Here is a 26,820-nt window from a genome sequence, read left to right as displayed (position 1 = left end):
GCGTAATAAAGCGGAAAGCGCCGCAGGCGGCGCTTTCTTTCACGCTGCGGCCACGCCGGAGCCTTACTGCCTGGCGGTCTGCACGGCCTTGCCGCGGTTCAGCGACAGGCCCTTCAGCACGTTCAGCGCCTGCGACAGCGCATAGTCCTTGGTGGCCAGCTCGGCGTTCTCGGCGCTGCCGTCGTTGTCGATCGCCTTGCGGTCCTTGCTGCCGTCCTCGTTGGCGAGGTGGTTGCGCAGGTCCGCTTCCGAACCGATCAGGCTGGCGGCGCTATCGGCCTTGTTCACCGCCAGGTCGGCCAGGGCGATGTCCGGCTTGATGCCTTCGGCCTGGATCGAGGTGCCGCTGGGCGTGTAGTAGCGCGCGGTGGTGATCTTCACCGCATGCTCGGCATCCAGCGGCAGCACGGTCTGCACCACGCCCTTGCCGAAGGTGCGCCGGCCGATGATCAGGGCGCGGTGGTTGTCCTTCAGCGCGCCGGAGACGATCTCCGCCGCCGAGGCCGTGCCGTTGTCCACCAGCACCACCATCGGCGCGCCGTTGAGCAGGTCGCCCGGATGCGCGCTGAAACTCAGGTTGGCGTCCTGCAGGCGGCCGCGCGTGGTGACGATGGTGCCGCTGTCGAGGAACTCGTCGCTCACGCCTACGGCCGCGGTGAGCAGGCCGCCGGGATTGGAACGCAGGTCCAGCACCACGCCGCGCTGCGCGCCGTTCTTCTTGACCAGCTCGCCGAGCTTCTTTTCCAGGTCCGCGGCGGTGTCGTCCTGGAACTGGCTGAGCCGCACGTAGGCATAGCCCGGCTCCAGCTCGCGCACCTTCACGCTGGTGACCGAGATGCGCTCGCGCACCAGGCTCATGTCCACCGGCTTGTCGCTCTTCTCGTGCAGGATGCTCAGCACGATCTTGCTGCCCGGGTCGCCGCGCAGCTTCTTGAACATGTCGTCGATGTTTTCCGAGTCGACCGGCGTGCCGTCGATCTTGACGATGGTGTCGCCCGGCTTGATGCCGGCGCGCGAGGCGGGGGTGTCGTCGATCGGCGCGACGATGCGCAGGGTGCCGTCCACCTGCAGCACTTCGATGCCCAAGCCGCCGTACTGGCCGGTGGTGTCTTCGCTCAGTTCGGCCAGGCCGTCCTTGTCGAGGTATTCGCTGTGCGGATCGAGGCCTGTGAGCATGCCGCTGATCGCGGCCTTCATCAGGGTCTTGTTGTCGACCTTCTCCACATAGGCCTGCCGCACCATCTCGTAGACGCGGCTGAAGTTGCGGATGTCGTCCATGTCCACCGCGTCCGGCGCGGCGGCGGAAGCGGCCTTGGCCGGTTCGGCCGCCGGCTTGGCGCCCTTCGCGGGCAGGGCCTGCAGCGGCAGCGCGGGGGCCGCCAGCAGCAGCGCGACGAGGGTCAGGGAGGAAAACCGCATGAACTTGCTCCGGGAAAGCTTGGGGGTGCACCGCGGACGGCGGCAGGCCGCTTGGACCACGGGGGGACACCGGAATTCAACGCAGGCTAGCCTGCTGCGGCGTACGCCCCGCGTCAACGCTGGCGTGACAACCAGCTGCGCGGATCGACCGGCTTGTTGTTCTGGCGCAGTTCGAAATACACGCCGGTATTGACGCCGGTGGGCGCCGCCGCGGTGCCCACCGCCTGGCCGGCGTCGACCTCGTCGCCCACGCCGTGCAGCAGGGTTTCGTTGTTGCCGTACATGCTCATCCAGCCGCCGCCGTGGTTGAGGATCAGCAGCATGCCGTAGCCGCGCAGGAAGGCCGCATAGACCACCCGGCCGCGCGCCACCGCGCGCACTTCGCTGCCGCCGCCGGCCTTGATCAGCACGCCGTTGCCATAGGTGTTGACCACGCCGTTGGCCGGCCAGGGCAGGTTGCCGCGGATATTGGCGCTGCCCTTGCCCGGCGACACGCTGGGCGCGGCCGGGTTGGCCCGGGCCGCCTTGGCCGCCTCGCGCGCGGCGTCGTCGATGGCCTTCTGCAGCTTGTCGACCAGGCTGTTGAGCGACTGCGCGTTCTGTTTGAGCTGGGCCAGGCGCTCGCCCTGGTCCTTGTACTGGGCGTCGGTCTGGGCGGCCAGCCTGGCCTGTTCGGCGCGCTGCTGCTCCAGCGCCTTGGCCTGCTCCTGGCGCTGCGCCTTGGTGGCCTGCAGGGCCTGCTGTTCGGTGGCGATGCGCGCTTCCAGGTCCTGCAGCCGGGCCAGGTCGCCCATCAGCTTCTGCACCTTCTGGACGCGGTCTTCCTGGAAGTACTTCGAATAGGCCAGCGCGCGCGCCACCCGCGCCACGTCGTCGTCGCCCAGCAGCAGGCGCAGGTCGGAACCGCGGCCCAGGGTGTAGGTGGCGCGCAGCAGATCGGCAATCGCGGCGCGCTGGCCGTCGAGGTTCTTCTGCAGGGCGGCGCGGTCCTGCTGCAGTTTTTCCAGCTCGCGCTGCTTGGAAGAGAGTTCCGCGTCGGTCTGGCGCACCGCCTTGGCGGCGCCGGCCACGGCGTTGGCGCGCTTGGCCAGTTCGGCATTGGCGGAGTCGCGCTTGCTCGCGGTCTCGGCCTGCTCCCTGGCCAGCTCCTCCATCTTGCTGCGCACTTCGGCCAGCTTCTTCTGCGCCTCGGCCTGTTCGGCCCTGGTCTTTTCCTGCGCGTGCGCGGGAACGCCGGCGAGCGCCGCAAACGACAGGGCGATGGCACCGATCAGGCGGACGGAGCAGCGGGCATGTGGCATCGCGCGATTATGCGGGGGCGGGCTGAACGTGGCGAGAGGCGGAACGACGGCACTGACCGGTCACGGCGCATCCCCTACCATTGCGGACTCACCCTTGGGTTCGGAGCGGCGATGCGCGGCAGCGGCAAGTCGATAATCACGAGCGCCCTGCTGCTGTGCCTGGCCTGCGCGGCGCAGGCGGACGACACCACCGAACTGCCGCCGGTGCGGGTCAATGCCACGCGGCTGGATATTCCGCCGCTGGACCTGCCCGCCTCGCTCAGCGTGGTGGCGGTGGCGCCGGGCGACAGCGGCAAGCCGGGCGTGAATCTTTCCGAGGCCTTGATCGGCGTGCCCGGCGTGCTGGCGCGCGACCGCCAGAACTACGCGCAGGACGAACAGATCTCGCTGCGCGGCTACGGCGCGCGCGCCACCTTCGGCGTGCGCGGCGTGCGGCTGTATGCGGACGGTATTCCGGCAACGATGCCGGACGGCCAGGGCCAGGTCTCGCATTTCAGCCTGGATGCGGCCGAGCGGGTGGAAGTGCTGCGCGGCCCGTTCTCGGCGCTGTACGGCAATGCGTCCGGCGGCGTGGTGCAGCTGTGGAGCGCCGAAGGCAGCGACCCGCCGGTGACGCGGGTGGGCCTGTTCGGCGGCAGCAACGGCACGGCGCGGGTGGGCGTGTCGACGCGCGGCAAGGACGGCGGTTTCGACTACAACCTCGCGCTGTCGCACTTCCAGACGGACGGCTATCGCGAGCACAGCCGCGCAAAGCGGGAATCCGGCAATGCGCGGCTCGGTTTCGAGCTTGGGAATCGCGGGCACCTGACCGTGGTGCTCAACACCGTGGCCCTGCCGCAGGCGCAGGATCCGCTGGGGCTGACCCGTGCGCAGGCCATGGCCGATCCGCGCCAGGCGATCGCCGCCGCCGACCAGTTCGACACCCGCAAAAGCGTGCACCAGACGCAGGGCGGCGCGATCTACGAGCTGTCGCCCGATGCCGATACGCAATGGCGCCTGATGGCCTACTACGGCGAGCGCGGCGTGCAGCAGATGCTTTCCGTGCCGGTGGCGGCGCAGCGCAATCCGCTCAGCGCCGGCGGCGTGGTGGATCTGGATACGAGTTACGGCGGCCTGGACGCGCGCTGGACCCGCCGCGCCGAACTCGCCGGCCGTCCGCTGGAAGCCGTGCTCGGCCTGTCCTGGGACGACCAGCAGCAGCGCCGCCGCGGCTACGAGAATTTCGCCGGCAGCGTGCTCGGCGTCAGCGGCCGGCTGCGCCGCGACGAGGACGACCGGGTGTGGAATCTCGACCCCTACGCGCAGCTCTACTGGCGCTTCGCCGAGCGATGGTCGCTGCTGGCCGGCGTGCGCCACAGCGAGGTGCGCTTTCGCGCGACCGATCACTACATCGCGCCCGGCAATCCGGACGACAGCGGCAGCGTGAGCTACGGCGCGACCACGCCGGTGCTCGGCCTGCAGTACCGCCCCGGCGAACGGCTGCGCTTCTACGCCAGCTACGGCGAAGGCTTCGAGACGCCGACCTTCGCCGAACTGGGCTACCGCACCGACGGCGGCGCCGGCCTGGCCTTCGACCTGCAGCCGGCGCGCAGCCGCCAGGGCGAGCTGGGCATGAAATGGCAGGCCGCGGCGGACTGGCAGCTCGAAGCGGCGCTGTTCCGCGCCGATACGCGCCACGAGCTGGCGGTGGCCAGCAACAGCGGCGGGCGTTCCAGCTATCGCAATATCGGGCGCAGCCGGCGCCAGGGCGCGGAGCTTGCGCTGCAGGGCGAGCTCGGCGGCGGCTGGCGGATGCTGCTGGGCGCGACGCATCTGCAGGCGCGTTTCCGCGACGCGTTCCTGAGCGGCACGCCGGCGGTGCGTATTCCCGCCGGCACGCGTATTCCCGGCGTTCCCGACGATTACGGCTCGCTGCGTATCGAACGCGGCGGCACCCTGGGTTGGCGCATGGGCGTGGAGTGGCAGGGCGTGGGCGCGGTGACGGTCGACGACCGCGGCAGCGAACGCGCGCCGGGTTATGTGCTGACCGGCGCCGATATCGGCTACGGCCTGGCCTTGGGCACGGCAAAGCTGCACCTGAGCGCGCGCGTGGACAACCTGTTCGACCGCCGCGTGATCGGCTCGGTGATCGTCAACGAGAGCAACGGCCGCTACTACGAACCCTCGCCCGGGCGCACCGCGATGCTGGGTGCGCAGCTGGAATTCTGACGTAGGTTGGGGTGAGCCGCAGGCGAACCCCAACGATGCCATGCGCCTGAAGGTGGCGACGTTGGGGTTCGCCTGCGGCTCACCCCAACCTACGCCAGTTGTTGCCGCAAGGTGCTGGCGAACGGCTCGTCGGCAAGCAGGCGAAAACCGCCGAACTCGAACGCCGGCGCCACCGTGCAGGTCACCAGCGTATAGGCGCCCAGCGGACGCGAGGCCTGCCATGCGTTCGCCGGCACCACGCGCACTGGCACGGCGCCCTGCGCCAGCGGCCCCAGGCGGTGGCGTTCCAGCCGGCGCTCGGCGGGGTGGTAGATCAGCAGCTCCAGCGGATCGCCTTCCACGTAGTGCCAGGCTTCCTCGGCGTCGATCGCATGCCAGGCGCCGACCTGGCCGGCGGCGATCAGGTAATGGATGGCGCTGAGCGCCGGCCGCTCGCCATGCGGTGCGATGGCGGTGTGGAAGCGGCGGTAGTGGCCGCCTTCGATATGCGGCTCCAGGCGCAGCTCGGCGATCAGTTCCGCCGCGCGCCCGGACCCGCTCACGGCGTCGCCGCCGCCGGCTTCACCAGCCAGCGCACGGCCAGCAGGCCGACTTCGTAGAGGAAGCACATCGGCACCGCCAGCATGATCATCGAGGTGATGTCCGGCGGCGTGATGAAGGCGGCGATGGTGAAGGCGCCGACGATGGCGTAGCGCCGGCCGTCGCGCAGCTGCTGCAGGTTCACCACGCCGATCGCGGCCAGGATCACCACCGCCACCGGCACCTCGAAGCACAGGCCGAAGGCGAAGAACATCAGCATCACGAAGTCGAGGTAGTGGGTGATGTCGGTCATCATCTCCACTCCTTCCGGCGTCACCGCGGTAAGAAAGCGGAACGCCGCCGGCAGCACCAGGAAATAGGCGAACGCGCAGCCGGTGTAGAACAGCACCAGCGCCGCCGCCAGCAGCGGGCGCGCCAGGCGCTTCTCGTGCTTGTACAGGCCGGGACTGACGAAGGCCCACAGCTGGTACAGGATCATCGGCATGCTGATGAACAGCGCCGCGTAAAAGGCCAGCTTCAGCGGCGTGACGAACGGGCTGGCCACTTCGGTCGCGATCAGATGCGCACCCTGCGGCAGGCGCGCCACCAGCGGGGCAGCCAGCTCCGCGTACAGGCGGTTGGCGATCGGGATCAGCGCCAGCAGCACCAGCGCGATGGTGACGATCGCGCGCATCAGGCGCGAGCGCAGCTCGATCAGGTGGGAGAACAGGCCTTCTTCGACTGCGTCGGGTTCTTGTTCTTGCTCAGGCGCCGCCATGCGGGGAGTCCTTCGGATCCTTGGGTGGCGTCTCGGAGCCGAGGGCCGGCTCCTCCTTCACGGGCAGGGTTTCGCCGGAAGCCGGCGCGATGGTGGCGGGCCCGACCGTTTCGGCGCCGGCGTCGCGCACCTTGCGCAGCGTGGCGTCCAGCTCGGACTGCGCCGCCTGGGCGCGGTCCGCCGCCTCGCGCGCCTGGCGCTTGATTTCTTCCAGCTGCAGCTCGCGCTCCACCTCGGCCCGCACGCTGTCCCAGCCCAGGCGCACGCGGCGCAGCAGGGCGCCCGCGGTGCGGGCGGCGTGGGGCAGTTTTTCCGGGCCGAGCACGATCAGCGCGACGAGCGCCAGCAGCACCAGCTTGCCGAAGCTGATCTCGATCATGCCTTGAGGATCCGCCGGGGCTTACTTGGTTTCGCTGTGGTCGTGCTGCGACTGGCTCTGGCTGCTGGCCGGCGGCGGGTCGGCCTGCAGGCGCTCGTCCTTGGGCTTGCTGCTGCCGGCGCTTTCTTCGCCGCCGTCCAGGCCTTTCTTGAAGTCGCGCACGGCGCCGCCGAGGTCCGAGCCGATATTGCGCAATTTCTTGGTGCCGAAGATCAGCACTACGACGACCAGCAGGATAAGGAGATGGGTCATGCTCATGGGGATGGCCTCAAGTCGGAAGAAGACCGGAAAACGATCGCACGCGGGTACGCCGGCCTTTCCGAATCATCGCTGAGTGTACTCCTCCAGGCGGTCGCGGAAATCGACGACCTGGGAGGGAACATTGCTGACGCCGCCTTCGAAGATGCGGCGCGGGGTGATGCCCTTGCCGTAGATGGCTTCGTTGGCGTCGTAGTCGATGCGCAGGGCGGAGCCATCCAGGGCCACGCCGGCGAACAGGCCGCGCGAGCGCGAGTAGGAGTAGATCTCGGCCTTGAACTGCGAATCGGTGGAGGCGGTGGCCGTGCGGCCGACCGGGCCGGCCGCGGCCGCGGCGTCGGCGCCCAGGGTGAACTTGCCGTTGACGATGGAATCCACGCCGCGCTGCGTGCGGAAGACCAGGATCACATCGGTGGACGAGACGCCGGCCTGGAAGCCGACGCTGCCGCCGGTGAGCGAGATGAAGCTGGGGTTGGACCAGGTGCCGTCCGGGCTCTTCACCGAGATCAGGCCCTCGCCGCGGCGACCGCCGAAGATGAAGCCGGCCTTGACCATGTCGGGGATCACCGCGATCGCGTGGGCTTCCTTCAGCAGGTCGACCGGGATCGATTTGTCCGGCGCCTCCATGATCTCCTTCAGCACGCGCACCGAGTTCTCGGCGCGCACCAGCGGCGGGTCCTCGGCGTGGACGGCCATGGCCGGCAGCAGAACCAGGGCGGCGAGCAGCAGGCGGCGCAGCGATGCTTTGAACATGGGTGACTCCTGTACGGGTTCCGTCAGTAGCGCCCGCGACCGCGGGTCACAGGGGGCGCCGGATGGCTTGTGGCACACTTCATGGTTGAATTGTCCACGTCGCTGCCATGCCTCTCAGTCACTATACCGGCCTGACCGGACTTTCCGATGACCTGCCGGTTAAGGCCGGATTGCTGCTGGTCAACCTGGGCACGCCCGCAGCGCCGACTGCGCGCGCATTGCGTCCTTATCTGGCCGAGTTCCTCGGCGATCCGCGCGTGATCGAGTACCCGCGCTGGCTGTGGTGGCTGATCCTGCACGGGGTGATCCTGCGCATCCGGCCGCCGCGCTCGGCGCACGCCTACCAGCGCGTGTGGACGCCGCGGGGCTCGCCGCTGCGGGTGGGCAGCGAGGCGCTGGCCGCCGCGCTGCAGGAAACCCTGTCGCAGCGCATGCCGGGGCCGGTCAAGGTGGCCCTGGCCATGCGCTATGGCCAGCCCTCGGTGGCCGCGCAGATCGAGCAGCTGATGCGCGAAGGCGTGCGCCGGCTGCTGGTGCTGCCGCTGTATCCGCAGTATTCGGGCACCTCCACCGGCTCGGTGCTGGATGCGGTGGCCGACAGCTTCAAGACGCTGCGCTGGCCGCCGGAGCTGCGCGTGGTCAACGACTATCACGACGACCCCGGCCATATCGAAGCGCTGGCGCGCAGCATCGAAGGCTGGTGGCGCGAACACGGGCGCGGCGACCGGCTGCTGCTGTCCTTCCACGGCATTCCGCAGCGCTACACGGAAGCCGGCGACCCGTATTTCCTGCAATGCCAGCGCACCGCGGCGCTGCTGCGCGCGCGCCTGGGCCTGGAGCCGGCGCAGCTGATCGTCAGCTTCCAGTCGCGCGTGGGCCGCGAGCCGTGGCTGCAGCCGTACACCGACGCCACCGTGCGCGAACTGGCGGCGCAGGGCGTGAAGCGGCTGGACGTGGCCTGCCCCGGCTTCGCGGTCGACTGCCTGGAAACGCTGGAGGAGATCGCCATGCAGAACCGCGATTTCTTCCTCGAAGCCGGCGGCCAGGAGCTGCGCTATATCCCCGCGCTCAACCATAGCCGGCACCAGGTGGACAGCCTGGCCGAACTGGCCCTGCGCCATATGCAGGGCTGGCCGGAACGCGGCGGCGCATGAGCGGCCCCGCCGAGCGCGCGATCGAACTGCCGGCGCTGGCGCTGCGCGCGCTGGTCTGGGGCGGCGACCATCTGCCGCCGCTGCTGGCCCTGCATGGCTGGCTGGACAATGCCGGCAGCTATGCACGCCTCGCGCCGCTGCTGGCGCCACATCGCCAGGTCATCGCGCTGGAACTGCCGGGCCATGGCCACTCCGATCACCTGCCGCCCGGCCTGCACTACCACTTCGTCGACTACGTGCGCGCCGTGCTGGCCGCCGCCGATGCGCTGGGCCTGGAGCGCTTCGACCTGCTCGGCCATTCGCTCGGCGCGGGCATCGCCGCGCTGGCGGCGGCCGCGGCGCCGTCGCGTATCCGCCGCCTGCTGCTGATCGAAGGGCTGGGGCCGCTCGGCGACGACGGCACGCACACCTTGCAGCGTTTCCGCGACGGCATCGCCACCGCGCCGAACGGCAAGGGGCTGCGCGTGTTCCGCGATATCGAGCAGGCCGTGGCCGCCCGCGCCATCGCCGGCGGCCTGCGCGCGGAACTGGCGCGGCCGATCGTCGAGCGCGGCCTGGCCGAAGTGGCGGACGGCTGGTGCTGGCGCAGCGATCCGCGGCTTACCCGCACCTCGCCCTTGCGCCTCGCCGAGACGCAGGTGCACGCCCTGCTGCGCGGCATCGACGCGCCCACCGCCCTGCTGCTGGCCGAACCGGCCACGTCGTACCTGCCCAGCGGCCCGATGATGCAGCGTGCGGCCTGCGTCGCCGGCATCGCGGTCAGCCACCTGCAGGGCGGCCATCACCTGCATCTGGAACACCCGCAGGCCGTCGCCGCCTGGGCTTCGGCCCATCTCGCCCCCTGACCAACGGCACGCGGCGCGGCGCCGCGGCTCCGTACACTGCAAGCCATGCAGCACCTAGGGCGCACCAACTTCGGATCCCCGCAGCACCGCCAGTCGTTCGGCGGCATGCTGGTCACCGCCACCGCGTATGCGGGCGAAGGCGTGCTGCCGCTGCACGAGCATGACGAGGCCTATCTGTGCCTGGTCGCCGACGGCGCCTATACGCAGCGGGCGTCCGGCGCGGATACCGACTGCGCGCCCGGCCTGCTGCTGGCGCATCCGCGGGGCCATCGCCACGCCAACCGTTTTTCGCCGCGCGGCGCGCGCTGCCTCAGCATCTTCCCAGGCCAGGAACTGGCCGACAGCGGCGGCCTGCAGCGGCTGCTCGGCGATTACCGCGCACTGCGCCTGCCCGACGCCGCACGCCTGCTGGCACGCATCGAGCGCGAGCTGGTGGCCGATGACGATGCCGCGCCGCTGGCGCTGCAATCGGCGGTGTTCGAACTGGTCGCCCTGGCCTGCCGCAACGAGCGCGAGGACAAGCGCCCCGCCTGGCTGGCCAAGGTGCTGCAGCGGCTGCACGACGACCCGCTGGCCGAGCTGTCGCTGCCGGAACTGGGCCGGCTGGCCGGCGTGCATCCGGCGCATCTGGCGCGGCGCTTCCAGCAGGCGCAGGGCATGTCGGTGGGCGACTACCGGCGCACGCTGCGCATCCGCCAGGCCTGCCGCGAGCTGGCGGATGGCGAGCGGCCGATCGCCGAGGTCGCCGCCGGCGCCGGCTTTGCCGACCAGAGCCATTTCGCCCGCGTATTCAAGCGCGTCACCGGCCAGACGCCGCGTGACTACCGGCATAAAACGCAACACGCGTCCTGATACATCAGGTTCGTCCTAGTCGGCACGCGACGCGGCCGGCAGCATGGGTTCCGTACGCCACGGAGACGAACCATGCTCAAACCATCCCTGCCCCGCCTGCTGCTGCTCGCCGGCCTGCTGCTGCCCACGCTGGCCTGCGCCGACGACACCGACACCCTGCTGCGCCAGCTGCGCGACGCACATGGCGCCGACGCCTGGCGCCGCCACGGCGCGCTGCTCGCGCAAGGCCGCGAAGACGCCGACGGCTTTACCGGCGAGTGGCGCATGGCGGTGGACCTGCGCAACGGCCACTACGCCGAACACGCGAAGACGCCGCTGTTCACCCGCGCCGACGGCGCCGACGCACAAGGCCGCTGGCACCAGGACATCACCGGCCTCAGCCACCCTTACGACTCAGCCGAGGCCGCGATCATCGCCGCCAACGAAGACTGGCTGCGCCGCTTCGCCTTCCTCGCCGCCGGCGACCGCACAGGCTATCGCCGCCTGCCGGATGCGGACGCCAACGGCCACCGCTACCAGCGCCTGGAAGCCACGCCGGCCGGCGGCCGCGCGATCACGCTGTGGCTGGATCCGGCCACGCATCGCCTGGACCACGCCACCTATGCCAGCTCCTTCCTGCTGGCGACGGAAGCCTTCGCCGACTATCGCGACGTCGACGGCGTGCAGCTGCCGTTCCGCATCACCGCCAGCGCGGTGACCGCCGGCGGCGGCGAGGACAACGGCAGCACCGACATCGTGCAGAGCTACCGCTGGCTGGAGCGCGCGCCGGCCGATGCGCTGGCGCGTCCCGACAACACGGTGCGCGACGTGAGCATGGCCGGCGATGCACGCCGCACCACGGTGCCGATGCATCTGGAAGGCGGCTTCCTGCTGGTCGATGCGAGCATCGATGGCAAGGGCCCGATGCCCTTCATTCTCGACACCGGCGGCCACGCCATCCTCACCACCGATGCGGCGAAGAAGCTTGGCCTCGCCACCCAGGGCGCGGGCGTGAGCACCGGCTCCGGGCCGGGTTCGATGGAAATGGCCTATGCGCGGGTCGGCCATCTCGGCATGGGCCGCGCGGACATCCGCGACCTCGCCTTCCTGGTGATGCCCTACCCGCACGAGTTCTACGAGCGCGGCGAAGGGCGCGAGCCGATCGCCGGCATCCTGGGCCTGGAAATCTTCGAGCGCTTCGCAGTCACCTTCGACTACGACAAGAACCAGCTGGTACTGCAGGCCTACGACCGCGGCGACGCGCCGCCGGCCGAGCACGGCGAGCGGCTGCCGATGAAGTTCACCTACGACATGCCGCTGGTCGACGCCAGACTCGACGGCAAGCAGGGCGTGTTCGGCATCGATACCGGCAATGGCGGCCTGACCCTGCTGTTCCCGCAGTGGGCCGCGCGCAACGGCATCGCCGCACATTACGAGCATGGCGCACCGGCGCCGACCGGTGGCGTGGGCGGACTGTTCACCGCGCACTTCGCGCATGCGCAGGGCCTGCAGCTTGGCACGCAGAAGCTGGACAACGTGGTGGCCATGCTGACCCGCGCCGATGCCGGCGCCACCGGCAATCCCACCGAGGCGGGCAATATCGGGCAGGACATCCTGTCGCGCTTCAACGTGCACTTCGATTACCGCCGCGCGGAGATGGTGCTGCTGCCGCGCAAGCCGCCGGTGCCGGCGCAGTACGCGATGGCCGGCTTCCGCGCCGGCAAGTCGGCGGCGCAGCCGGATCGCTACAAGGTGAGCTGGGTGCTGGCCGGCAGTCCCGCCGCCGAGGCCGGACTGAAGGCGGGCGACTTCATCGTCGCGGTGAACGGTAAAGCGGCGAAGTCGATCGGACTGGGCGAGCTGCGCGATGCCGTCATGAATCTGCCGGAAGGCACGCCGCTGAAGCTCACGCTGGATGGCGGCAAGGTGCTGGACATGCGCCTGCGCGACGTAGCGCCGCGCTGACCGTAGGTTGGGGTGAGCCGGAGGCGAACCCCAACGTCGCGCAACGTTGGGGTTCGCTGGCGCTCACCCCAACCTACGCCGCTCAGTCGACCGGCTTGCGCCCGTCGGCGCGCGGCTGCACCTCGATCGTCGCGGTCATGCCCGCGGCGATCAGCACGTCCGGCGGCAGGTGTTCGGTGTCGATGGCGATGCGCACCGGCACGCGCTGGGCCAGGCGCACCCAGTTGAAGGTGGGGTTCACGTCGGCCAGCAGGTCGCTGCCGGTGGGATTGTCGCGGTCGGTGATGCCGCGCGCGATGCCGGTGATCTGGCCGTCCAGCCGCGCGCCGCCGGCCATCAGGCGGATGTGCACCGGGTCGCCCACGCGCAGGTGCGGCAGCTTGGTTTCCTCGAAATAGCCGTAGATGTAGTAGCTGTGGCTGTCGATCAGGGCCAGCCGCGGCGAGCCGGTGGAGGCGTAGTCGCCGACGCGGATATCCAGGTTGGTGACATAGCCGTCGACCGGCGCGCGCACGTCGGTGCGTTCCAGATCGAGCCTGGCGCGGTCCAGCGCTACTTGCGCCTGCTCCACCGCGGCCTCGGCCTGCTGGCGCGCGGCGCTGGCCTGGTTGCCGCTGGCCTGGGCCTGCTGCCAGGTGGCGCGCGCGGCGTTGGCGGAGGACTGCGCGTCGGCGCGCACTTCCTGCGAGACCACGTCGCCCAGGCGCTGGCGGCGCTGCGCCTGCGAGGAAGCCATCTCGTAGTCGGCCTTGCGCGCGGCGGCGCTGGCCAGGGCCGCGTTGATATTGGCGCCGGCGGCGCGCGCGCTGGCTTCGGCCGCGGCGAGATTGGCCTGGGCCTGGGCCACGGCGTATTCGAAGCGCGGCTTGTCGATGGAGAACAGCAGGTCGCCCTTCTTCACCTGCTGGTTGTCGATCACGGCGACGCGGGTGACCAGGCCGGACACGTCCGGCGCGATGCGCACCACTTCGGCGCGCACGCGGCCATCGCGCGTCCACGGCGAATACATGTAGTGGCGCCACAGCGCATGGCCGAGCAGCGCGGCGATGACGACGACGGCGGCGGTAAGGGCGAAACGGAGCAGCGAGGTGATTTTCATGGTTGCGGGCTCAGGGAAACAGCAGCAGTCCGGCGGTGCCGAACATGCACACGAAAAGGGCCAGCCGGAACAGCGGCGGATGCCAGACGAAGCGATAGAGGCCGAAGCGGCCGACCACGGTATCGACTAGCCACAGCGCCAGCAGGCAGCCGATAAAGACCACCAGCAGGCCGGGCACCAGGGCGTCGGCGAGCGCGACTTCATGAGGTATCCATCTATGCGGCATGGGGAGTCTCCGCGGCCTTGTTCGCCTCGATATAGGGCGCCATGGCCGATTCGTCGTCGCGCAGCGCACTGCGCAACAGGTAGAGGTGGGTGAGCGCGGCCTGGCAGGTCGACGGCGACTGCGCCAGGTGGGCGTTGGTGATGGCGATGGCGTGAGTGACGCTCTGATCGGCCAGGCGCCAGCGCTCCGCGCCGGGCTGCGCGTAGAGCGCGCCGATGGCGTGCACCGCGTCCTGCACCGGACCCACCACCGAATGCGGCATGCCGCTGCGCGCCACGTCCTGGCGCAGCTCGATCACCGCGCGGCCGCATTCGTGCACCGACAGCGCCCAGGCCAGCAGGCTGCGCGACTCGTCGGTATCGGGGCGCGTGTAGGTGACCACCTGCTGCACGATGTCGCGGTTGATGCTTTCGAAGCTGTACAGCAGCCCCGGCAGCGGCGCGTTCGCCGCCAGCACCACCTGATGGCGCAGCTGCACCAGCTGGCGGCGGCGCTGCCACAGCGAACCGGTCACCGCCGGCACGAAGATGAAGAACACCGCCGTCATGGCTATGCCGACGACCTGGGCGATGGCGTCATTAAGAAAGCGCGTGGGGTCGTACACCATCGGGTTCTTCAGCGCGAGGATGTACACATAGCCCAGCGTGTAGCCCGCACCGACGCCCGGCAGCGTCTGGTTGCGCGTGGTGAGGTAGGGGCCGATCAGCAGGAACGGCAGCGTGGCGATGATCAGCATGGCGAAGCCGTCGCCGCCGGGCAGCCCGTAGAAGGTCACCAGATAGCCGCCGACCATGCCGCTGACATAGCCGGCCAGCGTATTGGTCACCGCGATCATCGGGTATGCCGATGCCGCGAACAGGCCGCTGAAGATGGTGGCCAGCAGCATGGCGCTGGAGCCGTAGGTCCAGCCGCTGCTCAGCCAGAACACGCTGAGCACCGCCATGGTGAGGAAGGTGCGCAGCACGCTCACCGCGGCGCCGGGCACGTCGTTGCCGCGGCGGAAGTGCACGATCTCCACCGTGCCCTTGAGATTGCCTTCGCGCAGCGAGGCTTCCAGCGCGGTGAAGTCGCGCATCTCGCTGCAGAAGCGGCGCAGCAGGCCGGCGCCGGTGTCGAACTCCAGCCAGGCGTCGGCCGGCAGTTCCGCGCGCAGGCGCGCGGCCAGCGGCGGCAGCACGTCTTCGCAGGCCTTCAGGCGCGGGGCGAGCACGGCGGGGTCCTGCTGTTGCGCGGGGTCGGGCGAGAGCGCTTCGCCGATCGGCGCGTACAGCGCGATCAGCGCGGCGGCGACGTTGTCGCGGCCGGCGCGCTGCAGGCGGTTGATCAGGTGATGCGCCGACTGGAAGCTGGTGGACGCGGCCATGTAGCGCTGATTGAGCAGGCGCATGCGGCTGCTGCGGGCGCGCGCTTCCGGGTCTTCGAAGATGACCGAGGCGCGCAGGTCTTCCAGCTGCACCGCGGCGCACACGAAGCGCAGGTGCGCCTTCTCCATCTCGCGGCGCGGGATGGCCCCGCCGGTGCTGCCGCGCGCGAAGTCGATGAAGTGCGCGAAATGCTCGCGCGCACTGCGGCGCAGCAGGGGGCGCAGGCGCTCGGGCAGGATCACGTCGCTGACCACGCCGGAAACGATGATGCCGAGCATCACTTCGCTCACGCGCATCACCGCGGAGTCGAACACGTTGAGCGGATTGCTCACCGCCGGCAGGGTGACGATGGCCGCGGTATAGCCGGCCAGCACGAAGCCGTAGGCGGCGAAGTTGCGGTACAGCGTGGCGCCGCCGGCGCACATGGCGACCCACAGCGACAGGCACAGCAGGAACAGTTCGCGCTGCTGCGGGAACAGGCTCATCAGCACCAGGCCGAACAGGCTGCCGGCGAAGGTGCCCAGCGCGCGGTAGAAGCTCTTGGCCAGCACCATGCCGCTCTGCGGATGCATGACGATGGCCACCGTGATCATCGCCGTGGCCGGCTGCTCCAGCTGGAACAGCATGGCCAGCCAGCAGGTGATGTACATGGCCAGCAGGGTCTTGGCCACGAACACCCACGACACCTGCTCCTCGGCGAGGAAGGCGGGCAGCCAGGCCCAGCGCGGGGCGGCGGGTGCGGTTTCGGGAGCCATGGCCTCAGGCCGGGTCCACGTGGTCGAGGAATTTCTTCAGCAGCCGCTCCAGCTGCGCGGATTCGCGCGGCTGCAGCCCGCCGGCCTGCCGTTCGAGCAGGCCGCAGATGCCAGGCAGGAAGCTCTCGATCATCGTCAGCCCCTTCGCCGTCAGCGTAAGCGTGACCTTGCGGCGGTCCTCGTCGCTGGCGGTGCGCTCGATCAGGCCCTTGTCGCACAGCTCGTTGGTCAGCCGCGTGATGTTGGCGGACTTCTCCCCCGCGGCGTCCGCCAGCTGCGAGGGATTGAGCGTATAGCCCTCGGTGCCGTACAGCATCATCAGGAGGTTGTATTCCGGATGGTTGATGCCGAACGGCTTGAGCAGCGCGTTGGCCTCGTCGTGCACGCGCTTGTAGATGTGCTTGACCAGGCGCACCAGCACGGCCGGGTCGCGCGGGAACTGGGGATAGCGGCGGCAGGTGATGGCCAGGCGCTGCTCGGTGGGGGCGAAGCTGCTCATGCGCGGATCTCGGCGGGGATCGATCATTTAGTACATTTATGTACAACTTATTTGTGAATATTATGCCTGTGAGAGAACCGGCGCAACCGGCTTTTTCCAGGGCACAAAAAAAGCGCCCCGCGATGGGGGCGCTTTTTCTCGTATTTCCAATAGCTTGCGGCGTGGCTCAACCCTTGATCGGGAAGGTCTCCGTATTGCCGCCGGCCGACTGCGCCGGCGCGGGGGCCGCCCCCGGGCGGCCGGCGGACGGGCGGTTGGCGCCGCACTGGTAGGCGCCCCAGGGCTGCGAACCCTCGGACGGCTCGGCCAGCGGCTTGACGGTGTCGGCGTGCATCTTGGCCGCCTCGTTGCGCGCCATGACTTCCAGCTCGTCGCGCACCTTGATGTCGTTGCGGTTGATCGGCCCCACGCGGTTCATCACCGACACGGTGACCTTGCCCAGCTCATGGCAGGAGGACACGTCGCCGCTCCATACCGTGCGGACGTTCTTGGCGGCATCGTCCAGGGTGATGCCCCAGGTGCAGGCACCGAGCAGCAGGGCCACGGGAACGAGCAGCAGGGTCTTGCGCATGGGTGACTCCATGGGTGTCCAGAAAGAAGGGCCGGGCAGTCCCCTGCCCGGCCCCCATCGTAACGTGCTGCGATGACGGCAGCCCACGCCCGGCTGAACGGCGGAAGGCAGCGCGCCTCCCGCCGCCAGCCTTACTTGCCGGCCTTCGCCTTCGGCGCCGCCTTGGCCGCCACCGGCTTGCCGTCGGCGTCGATCACGTGCACCTCGCCCAGGTTCAGCGCGCGCACCGGCTGCTCGATCTTGCTGAGGTCGCCGACGATCACCCAGGTCAGCGCCTGCGGATGGACGATCTCGCCGATCGCCTTCTGCGCGCTGGCCTGGTTCACCGCCTCGGTGTGCTGCTTGAGCGTCTGCACGTAGTCGTCCGGACGGCCGTACTGCACGATCTCGCTGAGCGCGCCGAGCACCGATGCGGTGGTCTCGAAGCTGCCCGGCAGGCCGCGCACGTTGGACGACTTGATCTTGTCCACTTCCTGCGCGGTGAGCGGCTTGGCGCCGACCACGGCCACGGCTTCCTTCTCCACTTCGCGCGCGGACTCGGCGGTCTTGTCGGTCTGCACCGGCGCATACATCAGGAACGGCCGCTGGCCGAGCGCATCGCGCAGGAAGCTGAAGGCGCCGTAGGCCCAGCGCTTGTCCTCGCGCAGGTTCATGTTGAGGCGCGAGGTGAAGCTGCCGCCGAAGGCGCCGTTGGCCACGTCGATGTCGATGTCGTTCGGCGCCTTGCTGGACGGCGCCAGCAGGCCGGCGAGGATCAGCGACTGCGGCGCATCCGGCCGGTCGATCAGGAACACGCGCGGCTTGGCCTGGGCGGCGACCTTGGCGATGTTCTTCTTCGGCCGTGCGCTGTCCGGCGCCTTCCAGTCGTCGAACACCGCGTCGAGCTGCGGAATGATCTGCTCCAGCGTGGTGTCGCCGGCGACCAGGATCTTGACGTTGTCCGGCCGCAGCCAGTTGCGCTGGAAGCCCGCCAGGTCGTCCGCCGTGAGCGACTTGATCGCCGCCTCGGTGCCGGTGCCGGTGAACGGGATGCCATACGCATGGCCCTGCCCGTACAGCAGCGGCGGCAGCGTGCGCAGCGCGAGGCCCGTCGGCTGGGTCTTCTCCTGCGCGATGCCGGCCAGCCACTGGCCGCGCACGCGCTCGATGTCCTCGGCCTTGAACGCCGGATTGCGCACGATGTCGGCGAACAGTTCCAGCGACGGCTTCAGCTGATCGTTGAGCGCATTGAGCGAGGCGGTGCAGGTGTCGAGGCCGCAACCGATGCTGGTGATCGCACCCAGGCGCTGCTTGCGCTTGGACACTTCCACCGAGTCCAGCGACTTGGTGCTCTCGTTCATCAGCGTGGTGGCGAAGCTGGCGGTGCCGAGCTTGTGGCCCTGGTCGGCCGCATAGCCGGCGTCGAACTGCAGATGGATCTGCGTGACCGGCACGGTGTGGCGCTGCGCCAGCACCACTTCGATGCCGTTCTTCAGCTTGCCGCGCTCCAGCTGCGGGAAGCTCAGGTCCGGGAACTGGTTGACCTGCGGCACGCCCTTGGCGCGATCGACTTCGTTCTTGCCCACGCTGTACTGCTGCGCGGCCGGCAGCTTGGCGTCGGGGCGGCCCTGCGCATCCGGCAGCGCCACGACCTTGGCGTCTTCCTTGTCCGGATCGAAACCGTCGCCGGCCGGCAGCACGGTCAGCAGATAATCGCCCTTGGTCAGCCACTTGGCCGAAGCGGATTTCACGCTGGCGATGGTGGCGCCGTCGATGCGCTCCAGGTCCTTTTTGTAGGCGCCCGGATCGCCGCGATAGACCTGGCCCTCGGCCAGGATCACGGCCTTGCCGCCGAAGCCGCCGACCTTCTCCAGGCCGCGCACGAACGAAGCGCGGTTGCCGACCTTGGCGCGATCCAGTTCGTCCTGGGTCGGGCCGTCGGCGAGGAATTTCTTCAGCTCGTCGGCCACCGCCGCTTCGACCTTGGCCGGATCCACGCCTTCGCGCACGTCGGCCTGGATCTGGAACTGGCTGGCCAGGGCGAACGGCGAGACGCTGGCGGAGATGTCGTCGACGAGTTTGTCCTGGTAGACCAGGCGCTGATAAAGGCGCGAAGTCTTGCCGCCGCCGAGCACGGTGGAAGCCAGATCCAGCGAGACCATGTCGTCGGTGCCCAGCTGCGGCACCACCCAGGTGCGGTAGATGCGCGGCTGCGACACGTGGTCGTGCTGCACGCCGCGGCTGGACTTGGCCAGCGGCGTGATCCACGGCTGCTGGCGCGGCACCGGCGGGCCGGCGGGGATGTCGCCGAAATACTTGGTGAGCTTTTCCCTGGCCTGCGCCGGCGTAATGTCGCCGGCCAGCACGATCACCGTGTTGGCGGCGCCGTAGTAGTCGTGGAACCACTGCTTCACGTCGGCCAGCGAAGCGTCATCAAGGTCCTTCATGGAGCCGATGGTGTCGTGCTGGTACGGGTGGTTGGCCGGGTAGGTGTTGGACAGGATGTTCTGGTCCACGCGGCCGTAGGGGCGGTTCTCGCCCTGGCGCTTCTCGTTCTGCACCACGCCGCGCTGGGTGTCGAGCTCCTTCTGGCCGATCGCGCCGAGCAGGTGGCCCATGCGGTCCGATTCCATCCACAGCGCCATGTCCAGCGCGGTGGTCGGCACCGTCTCGAAATAATTGGTGCGGTCGAACCAGGTGGTGCCGTTCATGTCGGTGGCGCCGGCCAGCTCGAACGGGGCGAAGTAGGTGCCCTTGTGGTTCTCCGAGCCGGAGAACATCAGGTGCTCGAACAGATGCGCAAAGCCGGTCTTGCCCTTGGGTTCGTCGCCGGAACCGACGTGGTACCAGATGCTCACCGCCACCACCGGCGCCTTGTGGTCCTCGTGCACCACCGCGGTCAGCCCGTTGGGCAGGGTGAAGCGGGTATAGGCGATCTCGGGGACGGTCTGCGTGGCCGGGGCGGCCAGGGATGGCGAGGGCGCTGTCATGGCGACTCCGGCGGACAGAAGCCCGGCAATAAGCAGGGCAAGGGGCTTGCGCATGGATGAACCTCCTGTTTCACAGAACCTCCGAGGCTAGTCATGCAGGGGGGGAACCGCAAATGACCTTCGGCCGATTGACCCGAAAGGACGGCCGATCGGACACCTCGGGCGTCCGGACAGTGTCCGCTGGCGTGCGCACAGTGTCCGCGGACAGCGGAACAGATCCGGCCGCGCATCCTAAGTTCCGCCAAATCAAGCCCTTGTGATCCGGCCGGGCTTGGCACGGCGCTTGCCATTCCAAGGACGCAGGACCCCAAGCCTTGTCGGAGACACCCCATGAAATTCGAAGCCCTGATGTTGCGCGGTCTGTTCGCCGGCTGCCTGCTGGTGTGCGCCCTGCTGCTGGTGGCGATGGTCAATGCCTCGCCCGACGCCATCCGCCTGGCCGCCAGCGGCAGCGCCGGCCAGCTCGCCCCGGCCGCCCATGCGCAGTGCCTGCTGCCGGCCGATGGCGTGGTCTGTCCCCGCCTGGGCGGTTGAACGCCGGACGGGGCGCTGTTCCGGCGGGCGCCCCGCACAGATAATGGCCGGATGCTGCATGTCATCCTGTTCCATCCCGAAATCCCGCCGAACACCGGCAACGTCATCCGCCTCTGCGCCAACACCGGCGCCTCGCTGCACCTGATCCGGCCGCTGGGTTTCGAACTCGACGATGCGCGCCTGCGCCGCGCCGGCCTGGACTACCACGAGTACGCCAGCCTCGCGGTTCACGACGACCTGGACACCTGCCTCGCCGCCCTGGCGCATCCGCGCGTGTTCGCCTTCTCCACCCGCGGCCGCGTCGCCCATGTGGATGCGCGCTACGCGCCCGGCGACGCCTTCCTGTTCGGCTGCGAAACCGCCGGCCTGCCCGGCGAGGTGCTGGATGCGATTCCGGAAGACTGCCGCCTGCGCCTGCCGATGCGTCCACAGAGCCGCAGCCTGAATCTCTCCAACACCGTCGCCGTCGCCGTGTACGAGGCATGGCGCCAGCTGGGCTTCGACGGCGCGGGCTGACCGGCCGCAGGGCGAGTCCGCGCGCCCTGCCGCTACAATGCCGGCCCATGACCGCACCCGCTCCCCGCCCCTTGCTGCCGCGCCCGCTGCGCGTGATCGCCGGCCGCGCGCTCGAGACCGCGCTGAACCACGTGCTCTCGCTCGATCCCGACACCGTGCAGCGCCTGTCCGCGCTGGACGGACGCAGCGTGCAGCTGCATCTGGAAGGCCCCGCGCTGACCTTGGCGATCACCGTGCACGAAGGCCGCCTGCAGGTCGGCCCCGGCCGCGACGACAGCCAGCTGCGCGTGCGCGCCACGCCCGGCAGCCTGCTGGCGATGGCGCTGCGGCGCGACGACGAAGGGGTGGCGCCGGGCAAGGTGGATATCGCCGGCGATGCGGAACTGGCGCGCCGCCTGGAAAAACTCGCCGCGAAGTTCGCCCCTGATTTCGAAGAAGCCTTCACCCGCACCTTCGGCGACGTGCTCGGCGTGCCGCTGGCCAAGGCCGTGCGCGAAGCGCTGGCGCATGCGCGCGAAAGCGGCAGCCATCTGGCCGAGGACACCGCCGACTGGCTGCGCGACGAAGTGCGCGTGGCCGCGGCGCCGGGCGAAGTGGAAGGTTTCCTCGACGGCGTGGACGGCTTGCGCGAACGCAGCGAACGCCTGGAATCGCGCCTGGCGCGGCTGGAACAGAAGCTCAAAGGAAACGCCGCGTGACGCCGCTGAAAGTCGTGCCGCGCGTGCTGCGCGTCGCCTCGGTGCTGCTGGCCTACCGGCTCGACGAGCTGGTCGACGCCGCCCATCTGTTCCGCCCGCTGAAACTGCTGCGCCCGTTCCTGGCCAGGCCGCGCGCCGACGTGGCGAACCTGCCGCGCGGCGCGCGCCTGCGCCTGGCGCTGACCGAGCTGGGCCCGATCTTCGTCAAGGCCGGCCAGGTGCTGTCGACCCGGCGCGACCTGGTGCCCGGCGACATCGCCGACGAGCTGGCCCTGCTGCAGGACCAGGTACCGCCCTTCCCCGGCGCCGAGGCGCGCGCCATCGTCGAGCGCGAACTGAAAGCGCCGGTGACGCAGCTGTTCGCGCGCTTCGACGAAACGCCGCTGGCCTCGGCCTCGATCGCGCAGGTGCACGCGGCTGCGCTGCCGGATGGCCGCGAGGTGGTGGTGAAGGTGCTGCGTCCCGGCATCGACGCGCGCATCGCCCGCGACGTCGCCTTGCTGCATTCGCTGGGCGAGCTGGCGCAGCGCTGGCATCCGAACGCCGACAAGATCCGCCCGCTGGACGTGGTGGCCGAAGTCGAGAAGATGCTGGAGAACGAGCTGGATCTGCAGCGCGAAGGCGCCAGCGCCAGCCTGCTGCGGCGCAATTTTGACAGCGGCGTGGATCTCTACGTGCCCGAAGTGCACTGGGAACTCACCGCCGAACGCGTGCTCACGCTGGAGCGCGTCAACGGCGTGAGCTGCGACGACGTCGCCGCCATCGACGCCGCCGGCGTGGACCGCAAGACGCTCGCCGCCAAGGGCGTGCGCGTGTTCTACGAGCAGGTGTTCCGCGACAACTTTTTCCACGCCGACGCGCACCCGGGCAACATCTGGGTGGACGTGGCGCGCACCGGCGAGCCGCGCTTCATCGCGCTGGACTTCGGCATCATGGGTTCGCTGCCGGAAGCGGACCAGTACTGGCTGGCGCAGAACTTCATCGCGCTGTTCGAGCGCGACTACGCGCGCATCGCGCAGCTGCACGTCGACGCCGGCTGGATGCCCGACACCGTGCGCATGGACGAACTGGAAGCGGCGGTGCGCACGGTATGCGAGCCGTACTTCACCCGCCCGCTGTCGCAGATCTCGCTGGCCGAGCTGGTGGTCAAGCTGTTCCAGACCGCGCGCCGCTTCGAGCTCACCCTGCAGCCGCAGCTGATCCTGCTGCAGAAGACGCTGCTGAATATCGAAGGCGTGGGCCGCATGCTCGATCCGGATATCGATATCTGGGCGGTGGCGCACCCGGTGCTCAAGCGCATCCTGCGCGAGCGCTACAGCCCGCGCCGCACCCTGCGCGAAGTGCGCAAGCGGCTGCCGGAATGGTTCCATGCGGCGCCGCAGTTTCCGGAACTGATCCGCGACGCGCTGCGCCAGGTGGCGCGCGGCGAACAGCGCGGGCTGGCCGATCCGCTGGAACTGGCGCAGCGCCAGGAAGCCTCGCGCCGGCAGCAGCGCACGCTCGGCGCCGGCCTGCTCGGCGGTGCGCTGCTGGTCAGCGCCACCTTGCTGTGGACGCAGGCGCCGCAGCATGGCGCGTGGCTGCCGGTCGTCGCGGCCGTGGCCGGCCTGTGCGCGTTCGCGGCCGCGTGGCCGAGGCGCTGAAGCACGCGCCACACGCATGACCGTGCTCGAACTGATCTACCAGGACGACGCCCTGATCGCGGTGAACAAGCCCGCGGGCCTGGCCGTGCATCGCTCCAAGCTGGTCGGCCCCGCCGACGAGTTCCTGATCGACCTGCTGCGCGAGCAGGTCGGCGGCACCGTGAACCTGGCGCACCGGCTGGACCGCGCCACCAGCGGCGTGCTGCTGGTGGCGCGCTCGGCGGAAGTCGCCGCGGCGCTGGGCGAGCAGTTCATGGGCCGCGACGTGCACAAGCAATACCTCGCCGTGGTGCGCGGCTGGCCGGAGCCGGAAGCCGCGCTGATCGACTATCCGCTGCCCGGATCGCGCGACACCGGCCCGCGCCGCGACGCACGCACGCGCTACCGCCGCCTGGCCACGGTGGAGGTGCCGATCGCGCTGGGCCGCTATCCGCAGCAGCGCTACGGGATGGTGCTGGCGGAACCGGAGACCGGCCGCTTCCGCCAGATCCGCAAGCACATGGCGCATATCCACCATCCGGTGATCGGCGACTGCCAGCACGGGCGCAGCGACCACAATCGCCTGTACAAGCAGTACTTCGGCTGCCACCGCATGCTGCTGCATGCGTGGCGGGTGAGCTTCGCGCATCCGCTCAGCGGCGCGCCGATGCGGCTGGAAGCGCCGCTCGATGCCGCCTTCGCCGGCGTGCTGGAGCGCTTCGGCTGGGCCTTGCCCGGGATTCCCTGAGCGCCGGTGGGCGGCCCGCCCGGCCCCCGCTACACTGCGCGCCATGCTTATCGTCAGCCGTTCCCTAGCGCTGCCCGAGACCGAGCTGACCGAGCGCTTCCTGCGCGCCGACGGCCCCGGTGGGCAGCACGTCAATCGCACCGAAAGCGCGGTGGAACTGCGCTTCGACGTGGCGCATTCGCCGTCGCTGCCCGACGCCGTGCGCGAACGCCTGCTGGCGCGCCGCGACCGCCGCCTCACCGACGACGGCGTGCTGGTGATCCAGGCCCGCCGCTTCCGCGACCAGGGCCGCAACCGCGAGGACGCGCGCGAGCGCCTGGTCGAGATCATCCGCGACGTGCTGGTGCCGCCCAAGCCGCGCGTCGCCACCAAGCCGTCGCGCGCCTCCAAGGAGCGCCGCCTGGCCGGCAAGCAGCAACGCGGGAAGATCAAGCAGACGCGCTCGCGCAACTGGAGTTCCGAATGAGCCCACCCGTGGTCCCGCCGACGCCGCCCTCGGCGCCCAGGCTCAAGAGCCGCTTCTGGCCGTGGCTGTCGCGCGGCATCTTGCGGCTGAGCGGCTGGCGCCTGCTGGGCGAGCTGCCGGACGTGCCCAAGCTGATCCTGATCGGCGCGCCGCATTCCTCGTACTGGGACGGCCTGTGGGGCCTGCTGATGAAGATCGGCGTGGGCGCCGAGATCAACATCATGATCAAGCGCGAGGTGCTGGACGGCCCGCTCGGCATCATCCTGCGCCCGATCGGCATGATCCCGATCAACCGCAAGGCCGCGCTCAACGTGGTGGGGCAGATGGTGGAGCGTTTCCAGCAGAACGAGCGCATGTGGCTGGGCATCACGCCCGAGGGCACGCGCAAGCAGGTGAAGGAATGGAAGTCCGGCTTCCTGCGCATCGCGCACGAGGCGGACGTGCCGATCCAGACGCTGTTTATCGACTATCCGACCAAGACTTTCACCCTGGGGCCGGTGGTACACGCCACGGGAGACCACGACGCGGACATGCTGAAGATCCGCGCCTTGTTCCGCCCCTATCGCGGCAAGCACCGCAATACGGAGTGACCCGATGGAATCCCTCGGCATCCAGCATTTCGGCGCCTTCGTCCTGGCCTGCATCGCGCTGGCGCTGACCCCCGGCCTGGACACCTTCTACATCCTCGCCCGCAGCGGCCGCGAAGGCCGCACGGTGGGCGTGGCGGCGGTGCTGGGCATCAATACGGGCTGCCTGGTGCATACCTTGGCGGCCGTGCTCGGCATCTCGGCGATCCTGATGACCTCGGCGCTGGCGTTCGCGGCGCTGAAGTATCTGGGCGCGGCGTATCTGGTGTGGATGGGCGTGCGCATGCTGCTGGCGAAGCAGAGTGCGCGGCAGCCGACGGTGACGCGCGGCCGCGGCCTGGGCGCGGCGTTCCGCCAGGGCATGCTGACCAATGTGCTGAATCCGAAGGTGGCGCTGTTCTTCCTGGCCTTCCTGCCGCAGTTCGTGTCGATGCAGGCGGCGCATCCGCAGTGGGGTTTGGCGGTGCTGGGCCTGAGCTTTATCGGCGTCGGCCTGGTGTGGTCGATGGTGCTGGCCATGCTGGGCGGCCAGGTGCACCGGCTGCTGGATGCGCGGCCGCACTTCGGGCAGTGGATGGATCGTGCGTGCGGGACGGTGCTGCTGGGCTTCGGCATCCGGCTGGCGATGCAGCGCCAGCAGTAACGCCCAACGACGCGATGCGCCCGAGGTTGGGGTTCGCCTGCGGCTCACCCCAACCTACCGTTCGGAATGCCCCGATTCGTCGTAATCGCGATGGGTCAGCAGGCCAGGCCGGATCAGATCGATAAAGGCCCGCGCTTCCGCGCTTAAAAATTTCCCCTTGCGCATCACCACCCCGTAGGCGCGCTGCGGAAAGTACTGCCGCAGATTGCGCACGGCCAGCCGCGCGCGGTCGGCCTCGGTAATGCAGATGCCGGTGACGATGGAGATCCCCAAGCCCATCGCGACGTATTCCTTGATCACGTCCCAGCCGCCCACCTCGATCGCCACCTGGTAGGGCACCTGCCGCTGCTGGAACACCAGGTCCACCATGCGGTACGTCGACAGGCGCTGCGGCGGCAGGATCAGGCCGTAGGGCGAGAGATCCTCCAGCCGGATGCTGTCCTTGCCCGCCAGCGGATGATCCGGCGGCGTGATCAGCATCGGGTCGTAGTGGTAGACCGGCGCCCAGGCGATGTCGTTGGGCACGTCCAGCATCGAACCCACGGCGAAATCCGCCTCGTCCGCGCGCAGCAGGGCCAGGCCGTCCTTGCCGGTGACGTTGGCCAGCTGCAGCTGCACGGCCGGGTACCGCTCGCGGTAGCGGCGCACCAGGTCCGGCAGCAGGTACTGGATGGTGGAGGTGCCGGCGGCGATGGTCAGGCGGCCGCTCTGCAGGCCCTTCACCTTGGCCTGGAAGTCGCGGTCCAGCGATTCCCAGCCTTCCACCAGGGGGCGCGCCAGCTCGTACAGGGCTTCTCCGGCATCGGTGAGGTTGATGCGACGGCGGCTGCGCTCCAGCAGGCGCGTGCCCAGCTCCCGCTCCAGCGCCTGCAGCTGCAGGCTCACGCTGGGCTGCGACAGGTACAGCGCCTCGGCGGCGCGAGTGAGGGTGCCCAGCTTTACGGTGTAGACGAAGGCGCGCAGCTGCTTCTGGCGGTTGCCCTTGTAGTAGAAGCGCGCGGTGCCCTCGGCCGGGGCGACGTCGCCGGCGCGGCGCCGCGGAGTCGATTTGCGGCCCTTGCGAGGCTTGTTCAGCTTGTCGGATGCCTTCGGCACGTCTTTTCGCTCAATGAG

At 69.6% G+C, this 26,820-nt stretch carries 27 protein-coding genes; 13 read left to right on the top strand and 14 right to left on the bottom strand.

Annotated features, from left to right (window positions below):
* Positions 1–63: 63 nt before the first annotated feature.
* The gene (locus FHW84_RS06020; RefSeq protein WP_167253395.1) at positions 64–1,419 is read right to left on the bottom strand and encodes a S41 family peptidase; all 1,356 of its coding nucleotides are present in this window, start codon (positions 1,417–1,419) and stop codon (positions 64–66) included.
* Between the two features lie 113 nt (positions 1,420–1,532).
* Positions 1,533–2,720, bottom strand: coding sequence for a peptidoglycan DD-metalloendopeptidase family protein (locus FHW84_RS06015; protein ID WP_167253393.1), 1,188 nt, complete (start codon positions 2,718–2,720; stop codon positions 1,533–1,535).
* A 111-nt stretch (positions 2,721–2,831) separates the two neighbouring features.
* Between FHW84_RS06015 and FHW84_RS06010 the strand changes: the two genes are divergently transcribed.
* A complete protein-coding gene (locus tag FHW84_RS06010; protein ID WP_167253391.1) occupies positions 2,832–4,928 on the top strand; it encodes a TonB-dependent receptor in 2,097 nt (698 codons plus the stop codon).
* Positions 4,929–5,017: 89 nt separating this feature from the next.
* Here the strand turns inward: FHW84_RS06010 and FHW84_RS06005 are convergent, their stop codons facing one another.
* From FHW84_RS06005 to FHW84_RS05985, 5 genes are all read right to left on the bottom strand, one after another.
* On the bottom strand, positions 5,018–5,470 hold the full coding sequence (locus tag FHW84_RS06005) for a cupin domain-containing protein (protein ID WP_167253389.1): 453 nt from the start codon (positions 5,468–5,470) through the stop codon (positions 5,018–5,020).
* Entirely contained in the window at positions 5,467–6,225 is a 759-nt protein-coding gene (gene tatC / locus FHW84_RS06000; RefSeq protein WP_167253386.1) for a twin-arginine translocase subunit TatC, read from the bottom strand. Before tatC ends, FHW84_RS06005 begins: the two co-directional genes overlap by 4 nt.
* Entirely contained in the window at positions 6,212–6,604 is a 393-nt protein-coding gene (tatB, locus tag FHW84_RS05995; protein ID WP_167253384.1) for a Sec-independent protein translocase protein TatB, read from the bottom strand. The genes tatC and tatB overlap by 14 nt, the downstream gene beginning before the upstream one ends.
* A 21-nt stretch (positions 6,605–6,625) precedes the next feature.
* Positions 6,626–6,862: a Sec-independent protein translocase subunit TatA gene (tatA, locus tag FHW84_RS05990; protein WP_167253382.1), complete on the bottom strand. Its 237-nt coding sequence runs from the start codon at positions 6,860–6,862 to the stop codon at positions 6,626–6,628.
* 66 nt (positions 6,863–6,928) lie between these two features.
* Positions 6,929–7,615, bottom strand: a complete 687-nt coding sequence (locus FHW84_RS05985) for a lipid-binding SYLF domain-containing protein (RefSeq protein ID WP_167253380.1) — start codon at positions 7,613–7,615, stop codon at positions 6,929–6,931.
* A 107-nt stretch (positions 7,616–7,722) separates the two neighbouring features.
* Between FHW84_RS05985 and hemH the strand changes: the two genes are divergently transcribed.
* The 4 genes from hemH to FHW84_RS05965 all read left to right on the top strand — a co-directional run bounded on the left by hemH (position 7,723) and on the right by FHW84_RS05965 (position 12,410).
* Entirely contained in the window at positions 7,723–8,769 is a 1,047-nt protein-coding gene (gene hemH, locus FHW84_RS05980) for a ferrochelatase (RefSeq protein ID WP_167253378.1), read from the top strand.
* Entirely contained in the window at positions 8,766–9,614 is an 849-nt protein-coding gene (locus FHW84_RS05975; protein WP_167253376.1) for an alpha/beta hydrolase, read from the top strand. The genes hemH and FHW84_RS05975 overlap by 4 nt, the downstream gene beginning before the upstream one ends.
* Positions 9,615–9,659: 45 nt before the next feature.
* Positions 9,660–10,466 (top strand): helix-turn-helix transcriptional regulator, encoded by an 807-nt coding sequence (locus FHW84_RS05970; RefSeq protein WP_167253374.1) that lies wholly within the window; start codon positions 9,660–9,662, stop codon positions 10,464–10,466.
* Positions 10,467–10,538: 72 nt separating this feature from the next.
* On the top strand, positions 10,539–12,410 hold the full coding sequence (locus tag FHW84_RS05965) for an aspartyl protease family protein (protein WP_167253372.1): 1,872 nt from the start codon (positions 10,539–10,541) through the stop codon (positions 12,408–12,410).
* Between the two features lie 82 nt (positions 12,411–12,492).
* On the opposite strand, the gene FHW84_RS05960 is transcribed toward FHW84_RS05965, so the two are convergent.
* From FHW84_RS05960 to FHW84_RS05935, 6 genes are all read right to left on the bottom strand, one after another.
* Positions 12,493–13,509: an HlyD family secretion protein gene (locus FHW84_RS05960; protein ID WP_167253370.1), complete on the bottom strand. Its 1,017-nt coding sequence runs from the start codon at positions 13,507–13,509 to the stop codon at positions 12,493–12,495.
* 10 nt (positions 13,510–13,519) lie between these two features.
* On the bottom strand, positions 13,520–13,735 hold the full coding sequence (locus FHW84_RS05955) for a DUF1656 domain-containing protein (RefSeq protein ID WP_208399643.1): 216 nt from the start codon (positions 13,733–13,735) through the stop codon (positions 13,520–13,522).
* Positions 13,725–15,854, bottom strand: a complete 2,130-nt coding sequence (locus FHW84_RS05950) for an FUSC family protein (RefSeq protein WP_167253367.1) — start codon at positions 15,852–15,854, stop codon at positions 13,725–13,727. Before FHW84_RS05950 ends, FHW84_RS05955 begins: the two co-directional genes overlap by 11 nt.
* 4 nt (positions 15,855–15,858) lie before the next feature.
* Positions 15,859–16,353 carry a MarR family transcriptional regulator gene (locus tag FHW84_RS05945; RefSeq protein WP_167253365.1) on the bottom strand — a complete coding sequence of 165 codons (495 nt, stop codon included), beginning with the start codon at positions 16,351–16,353 and terminating at the stop codon, positions 15,859–15,861.
* A 166-nt stretch (positions 16,354–16,519) separates the two neighbouring features.
* Positions 16,520–16,924 (bottom strand): DUF4156 domain-containing protein, encoded by a 405-nt coding sequence (locus FHW84_RS05940; protein ID WP_167253363.1) that lies wholly within the window; start codon positions 16,922–16,924, stop codon positions 16,520–16,522.
* 131 nt (positions 16,925–17,055) lie between these two features.
* Positions 17,056–19,947, bottom strand: coding sequence for a pitrilysin family protein (locus tag FHW84_RS05935; protein WP_167253361.1), 2,892 nt, complete (start codon positions 19,945–19,947; stop codon positions 17,056–17,058).
* Positions 19,948–20,223: 276 nt separating this feature from the next.
* Between FHW84_RS05935 and FHW84_RS05930 the strand changes: the two genes are divergently transcribed.
* From FHW84_RS05930 to FHW84_RS05895, 8 genes are read left to right on the top strand one after another with little or no spacing between them, the layout of a single operon-like run.
* A complete protein-coding gene (locus tag FHW84_RS05930) occupies positions 20,224–20,427 on the top strand; it encodes a hypothetical protein (RefSeq protein ID WP_167253359.1) in 204 nt (67 codons plus the stop codon).
* A gap of 51 nt (positions 20,428–20,478) precedes the next feature.
* Entirely contained in the window at positions 20,479–20,943 is a 465-nt protein-coding gene (gene trmL / locus FHW84_RS05925; protein WP_167253357.1) for a tRNA (uridine(34)/cytosine(34)/5-carboxymethylaminomethyluridine(34)-2'-O)-methyltransferase TrmL, read from the top strand.
* Between the two features lie 47 nt (positions 20,944–20,990).
* Positions 20,991–21,641 (top strand): SCP2 sterol-binding domain-containing protein, encoded by a 651-nt coding sequence (locus FHW84_RS05920; RefSeq protein WP_167253355.1) that lies wholly within the window; start codon positions 20,991–20,993, stop codon positions 21,639–21,641.
* A complete protein-coding gene (gene ubiB, locus FHW84_RS05915; RefSeq protein WP_167253353.1) occupies positions 21,638–23,284 on the top strand; it encodes a ubiquinone biosynthesis regulatory protein kinase UbiB in 1,647 nt (548 codons plus the stop codon). Before FHW84_RS05920 ends, ubiB begins: the two co-directional genes overlap by 4 nt.
* 22 nt (positions 23,285–23,306) lie before the next feature.
* A complete protein-coding gene (locus FHW84_RS05910; RefSeq protein WP_167253798.1) occupies positions 23,307–24,011 on the top strand; it encodes a pseudouridine synthase in 705 nt (234 codons plus the stop codon).
* Positions 24,012–24,054: 43 nt separating this feature from the next.
* Positions 24,055–24,477 (top strand): alternative ribosome rescue aminoacyl-tRNA hydrolase ArfB, encoded by a 423-nt coding sequence (arfB, locus tag FHW84_RS05905; RefSeq protein ID WP_167253351.1) that lies wholly within the window; start codon positions 24,055–24,057, stop codon positions 24,475–24,477.
* Complete coding sequence (locus tag FHW84_RS05900; protein WP_167253349.1) at positions 24,474–25,067, top strand: 1-acyl-sn-glycerol-3-phosphate acyltransferase; 594 nt, start codon at positions 24,474–24,476, stop codon at positions 25,065–25,067. The genes arfB and FHW84_RS05900 overlap by 4 nt, the downstream gene beginning before the upstream one ends.
* 4 nt (positions 25,068–25,071) lie before the next feature.
* The gene (locus FHW84_RS05895; RefSeq protein WP_167253347.1) at positions 25,072–25,707 is read left to right on the top strand and encodes a LysE family translocator; all 636 of its coding nucleotides are present in this window, start codon (positions 25,072–25,074) and stop codon (positions 25,705–25,707) included.
* A 54-nt stretch (positions 25,708–25,761) separates the two neighbouring features.
* Here the strand turns inward: FHW84_RS05895 and FHW84_RS05890 are convergent, their stop codons facing one another.
* Entirely contained in the window at positions 25,762–26,802 is a 1,041-nt protein-coding gene (locus FHW84_RS05890; RefSeq protein ID WP_167253345.1) for a LysR family transcriptional regulator, read from the bottom strand.
* Positions 26,803–26,820 lie beyond the last annotated feature (18 nt).

It is taken from the genome of Dyella sp. SG562 (genome assembly GCF_011759495.1).
Lineage (GTDB): Bacteria > Pseudomonadota > Gammaproteobacteria > Xanthomonadales > Rhodanobacteraceae > Dyella_D > Dyella_D marensis.
This window is presented reverse-complemented; position numbering and strand designations above follow the sequence as displayed.

What these genes read in the sequence shown, in the direction of transcription:
- FHW84_RS05955 (WP_208399643.1), bottom strand. Translation starts at nt 13,735, where the DNA reads ATGCCGCATAGATGGATACCTCATGAAGTCGCGCTCGCCGACGCCCTG.
- hemH (WP_167253378.1), top strand. Translation starts at nt 7,723, where the DNA reads ATGCCTCTCAGTCACTATACCGGCCTGACCGGACTTTCCGATGACCTG.
- arfB (WP_167253351.1), top strand. Translation starts at nt 24,055, where the DNA reads ATGCTTATCGTCAGCCGTTCCCTAGCGCTGCCCGAGACCGAGCTGACC.
- FHW84_RS05965 (WP_167253372.1), top strand. Translation starts at nt 10,539, where the DNA reads ATGCTCAAACCATCCCTGCCCCGCCTGCTGCTGCTCGCCGGCCTGCTG.
- FHW84_RS06010 (WP_167253391.1), top strand. Translation starts at nt 2,832, where the DNA reads ATGCGCGGCAGCGGCAAGTCGATAATCACGAGCGCCCTGCTGCTGTGC.
- FHW84_RS05960 (WP_167253370.1), bottom strand. Translation starts at nt 13,509, where the DNA reads ATGAAAATCACCTCGCTGCTCCGTTTCGCCCTTACCGCCGCCGTCGTC.
- FHW84_RS05985 (WP_167253380.1), bottom strand. Translation starts at nt 7,615, where the DNA reads ATGTTCAAAGCATCGCTGCGCCGCCTGCTGCTCGCCGCCCTGGTTCTG.
- FHW84_RS06020 (WP_167253395.1), bottom strand. Translation starts at nt 1,419, where the DNA reads ATGCGGTTTTCCTCCCTGACCCTCGTCGCGCTGCTGCTGGCGGCCCCC.
- tatC (WP_167253386.1), bottom strand. Translation starts at nt 6,225, where the DNA reads ATGGCGGCGCCTGAGCAAGAACAAGAACCCGACGCAGTCGAAGAAGGC.
- FHW84_RS05940 (WP_167253363.1), bottom strand. Translation starts at nt 16,924, where the DNA reads ATGCGCAAGACCCTGCTGCTCGTTCCCGTGGCCCTGCTGCTCGGTGCC.
- FHW84_RS05895 (WP_167253347.1), top strand. Translation starts at nt 25,072, where the DNA reads ATGGAATCCCTCGGCATCCAGCATTTCGGCGCCTTCGTCCTGGCCTGC.
- FHW84_RS05920 (WP_167253355.1), top strand. Translation starts at nt 20,991, where the DNA reads ATGACCGCACCCGCTCCCCGCCCCTTGCTGCCGCGCCCGCTGCGCGTG.
- FHW84_RS05930 (WP_167253359.1), top strand. Translation starts at nt 20,224, where the DNA reads ATGAAATTCGAAGCCCTGATGTTGCGCGGTCTGTTCGCCGGCTGCCTG.
- tatA (WP_167253382.1), bottom strand. Translation starts at nt 6,862, where the DNA reads ATGAGCATGACCCATCTCCTTATCCTGCTGGTCGTCGTAGTGCTGATC.
- FHW84_RS06015 (WP_167253393.1), bottom strand. Translation starts at nt 2,720, where the DNA reads ATGCCACATGCCCGCTGCTCCGTCCGCCTGATCGGTGCCATCGCCCTG.
- FHW84_RS05945 (WP_167253365.1), bottom strand. Translation starts at nt 16,353, where the DNA reads ATGAGCAGCTTCGCCCCCACCGAGCAGCGCCTGGCCATCACCTGCCGC.
- FHW84_RS05900 (WP_167253349.1), top strand. Translation starts at nt 24,474, where the DNA reads ATGAGCCCACCCGTGGTCCCGCCGACGCCGCCCTCGGCGCCCAGGCTC.
- tatB (WP_167253384.1), bottom strand. Translation starts at nt 6,604, where the DNA reads ATGATCGAGATCAGCTTCGGCAAGCTGGTGCTGCTGGCGCTCGTCGCG.
- FHW84_RS05950 (WP_167253367.1), bottom strand. Translation starts at nt 15,854, where the DNA reads ATGGCTCCCGAAACCGCACCCGCCGCCCCGCGCTGGGCCTGGCTGCCC.
- FHW84_RS05970 (WP_167253374.1), top strand. Translation starts at nt 9,660, where the DNA reads ATGCAGCACCTAGGGCGCACCAACTTCGGATCCCCGCAGCACCGCCAG.
- FHW84_RS05935 (WP_167253361.1), bottom strand. Translation starts at nt 19,947, where the DNA reads ATGCGCAAGCCCCTTGCCCTGCTTATTGCCGGGCTTCTGTCCGCCGGA.
- FHW84_RS05975 (WP_167253376.1), top strand. Translation starts at nt 8,766, where the DNA reads ATGAGCGGCCCCGCCGAGCGCGCGATCGAACTGCCGGCGCTGGCGCTG.
- trmL (WP_167253357.1), top strand. Translation starts at nt 20,479, where the DNA reads ATGCTGCATGTCATCCTGTTCCATCCCGAAATCCCGCCGAACACCGGC.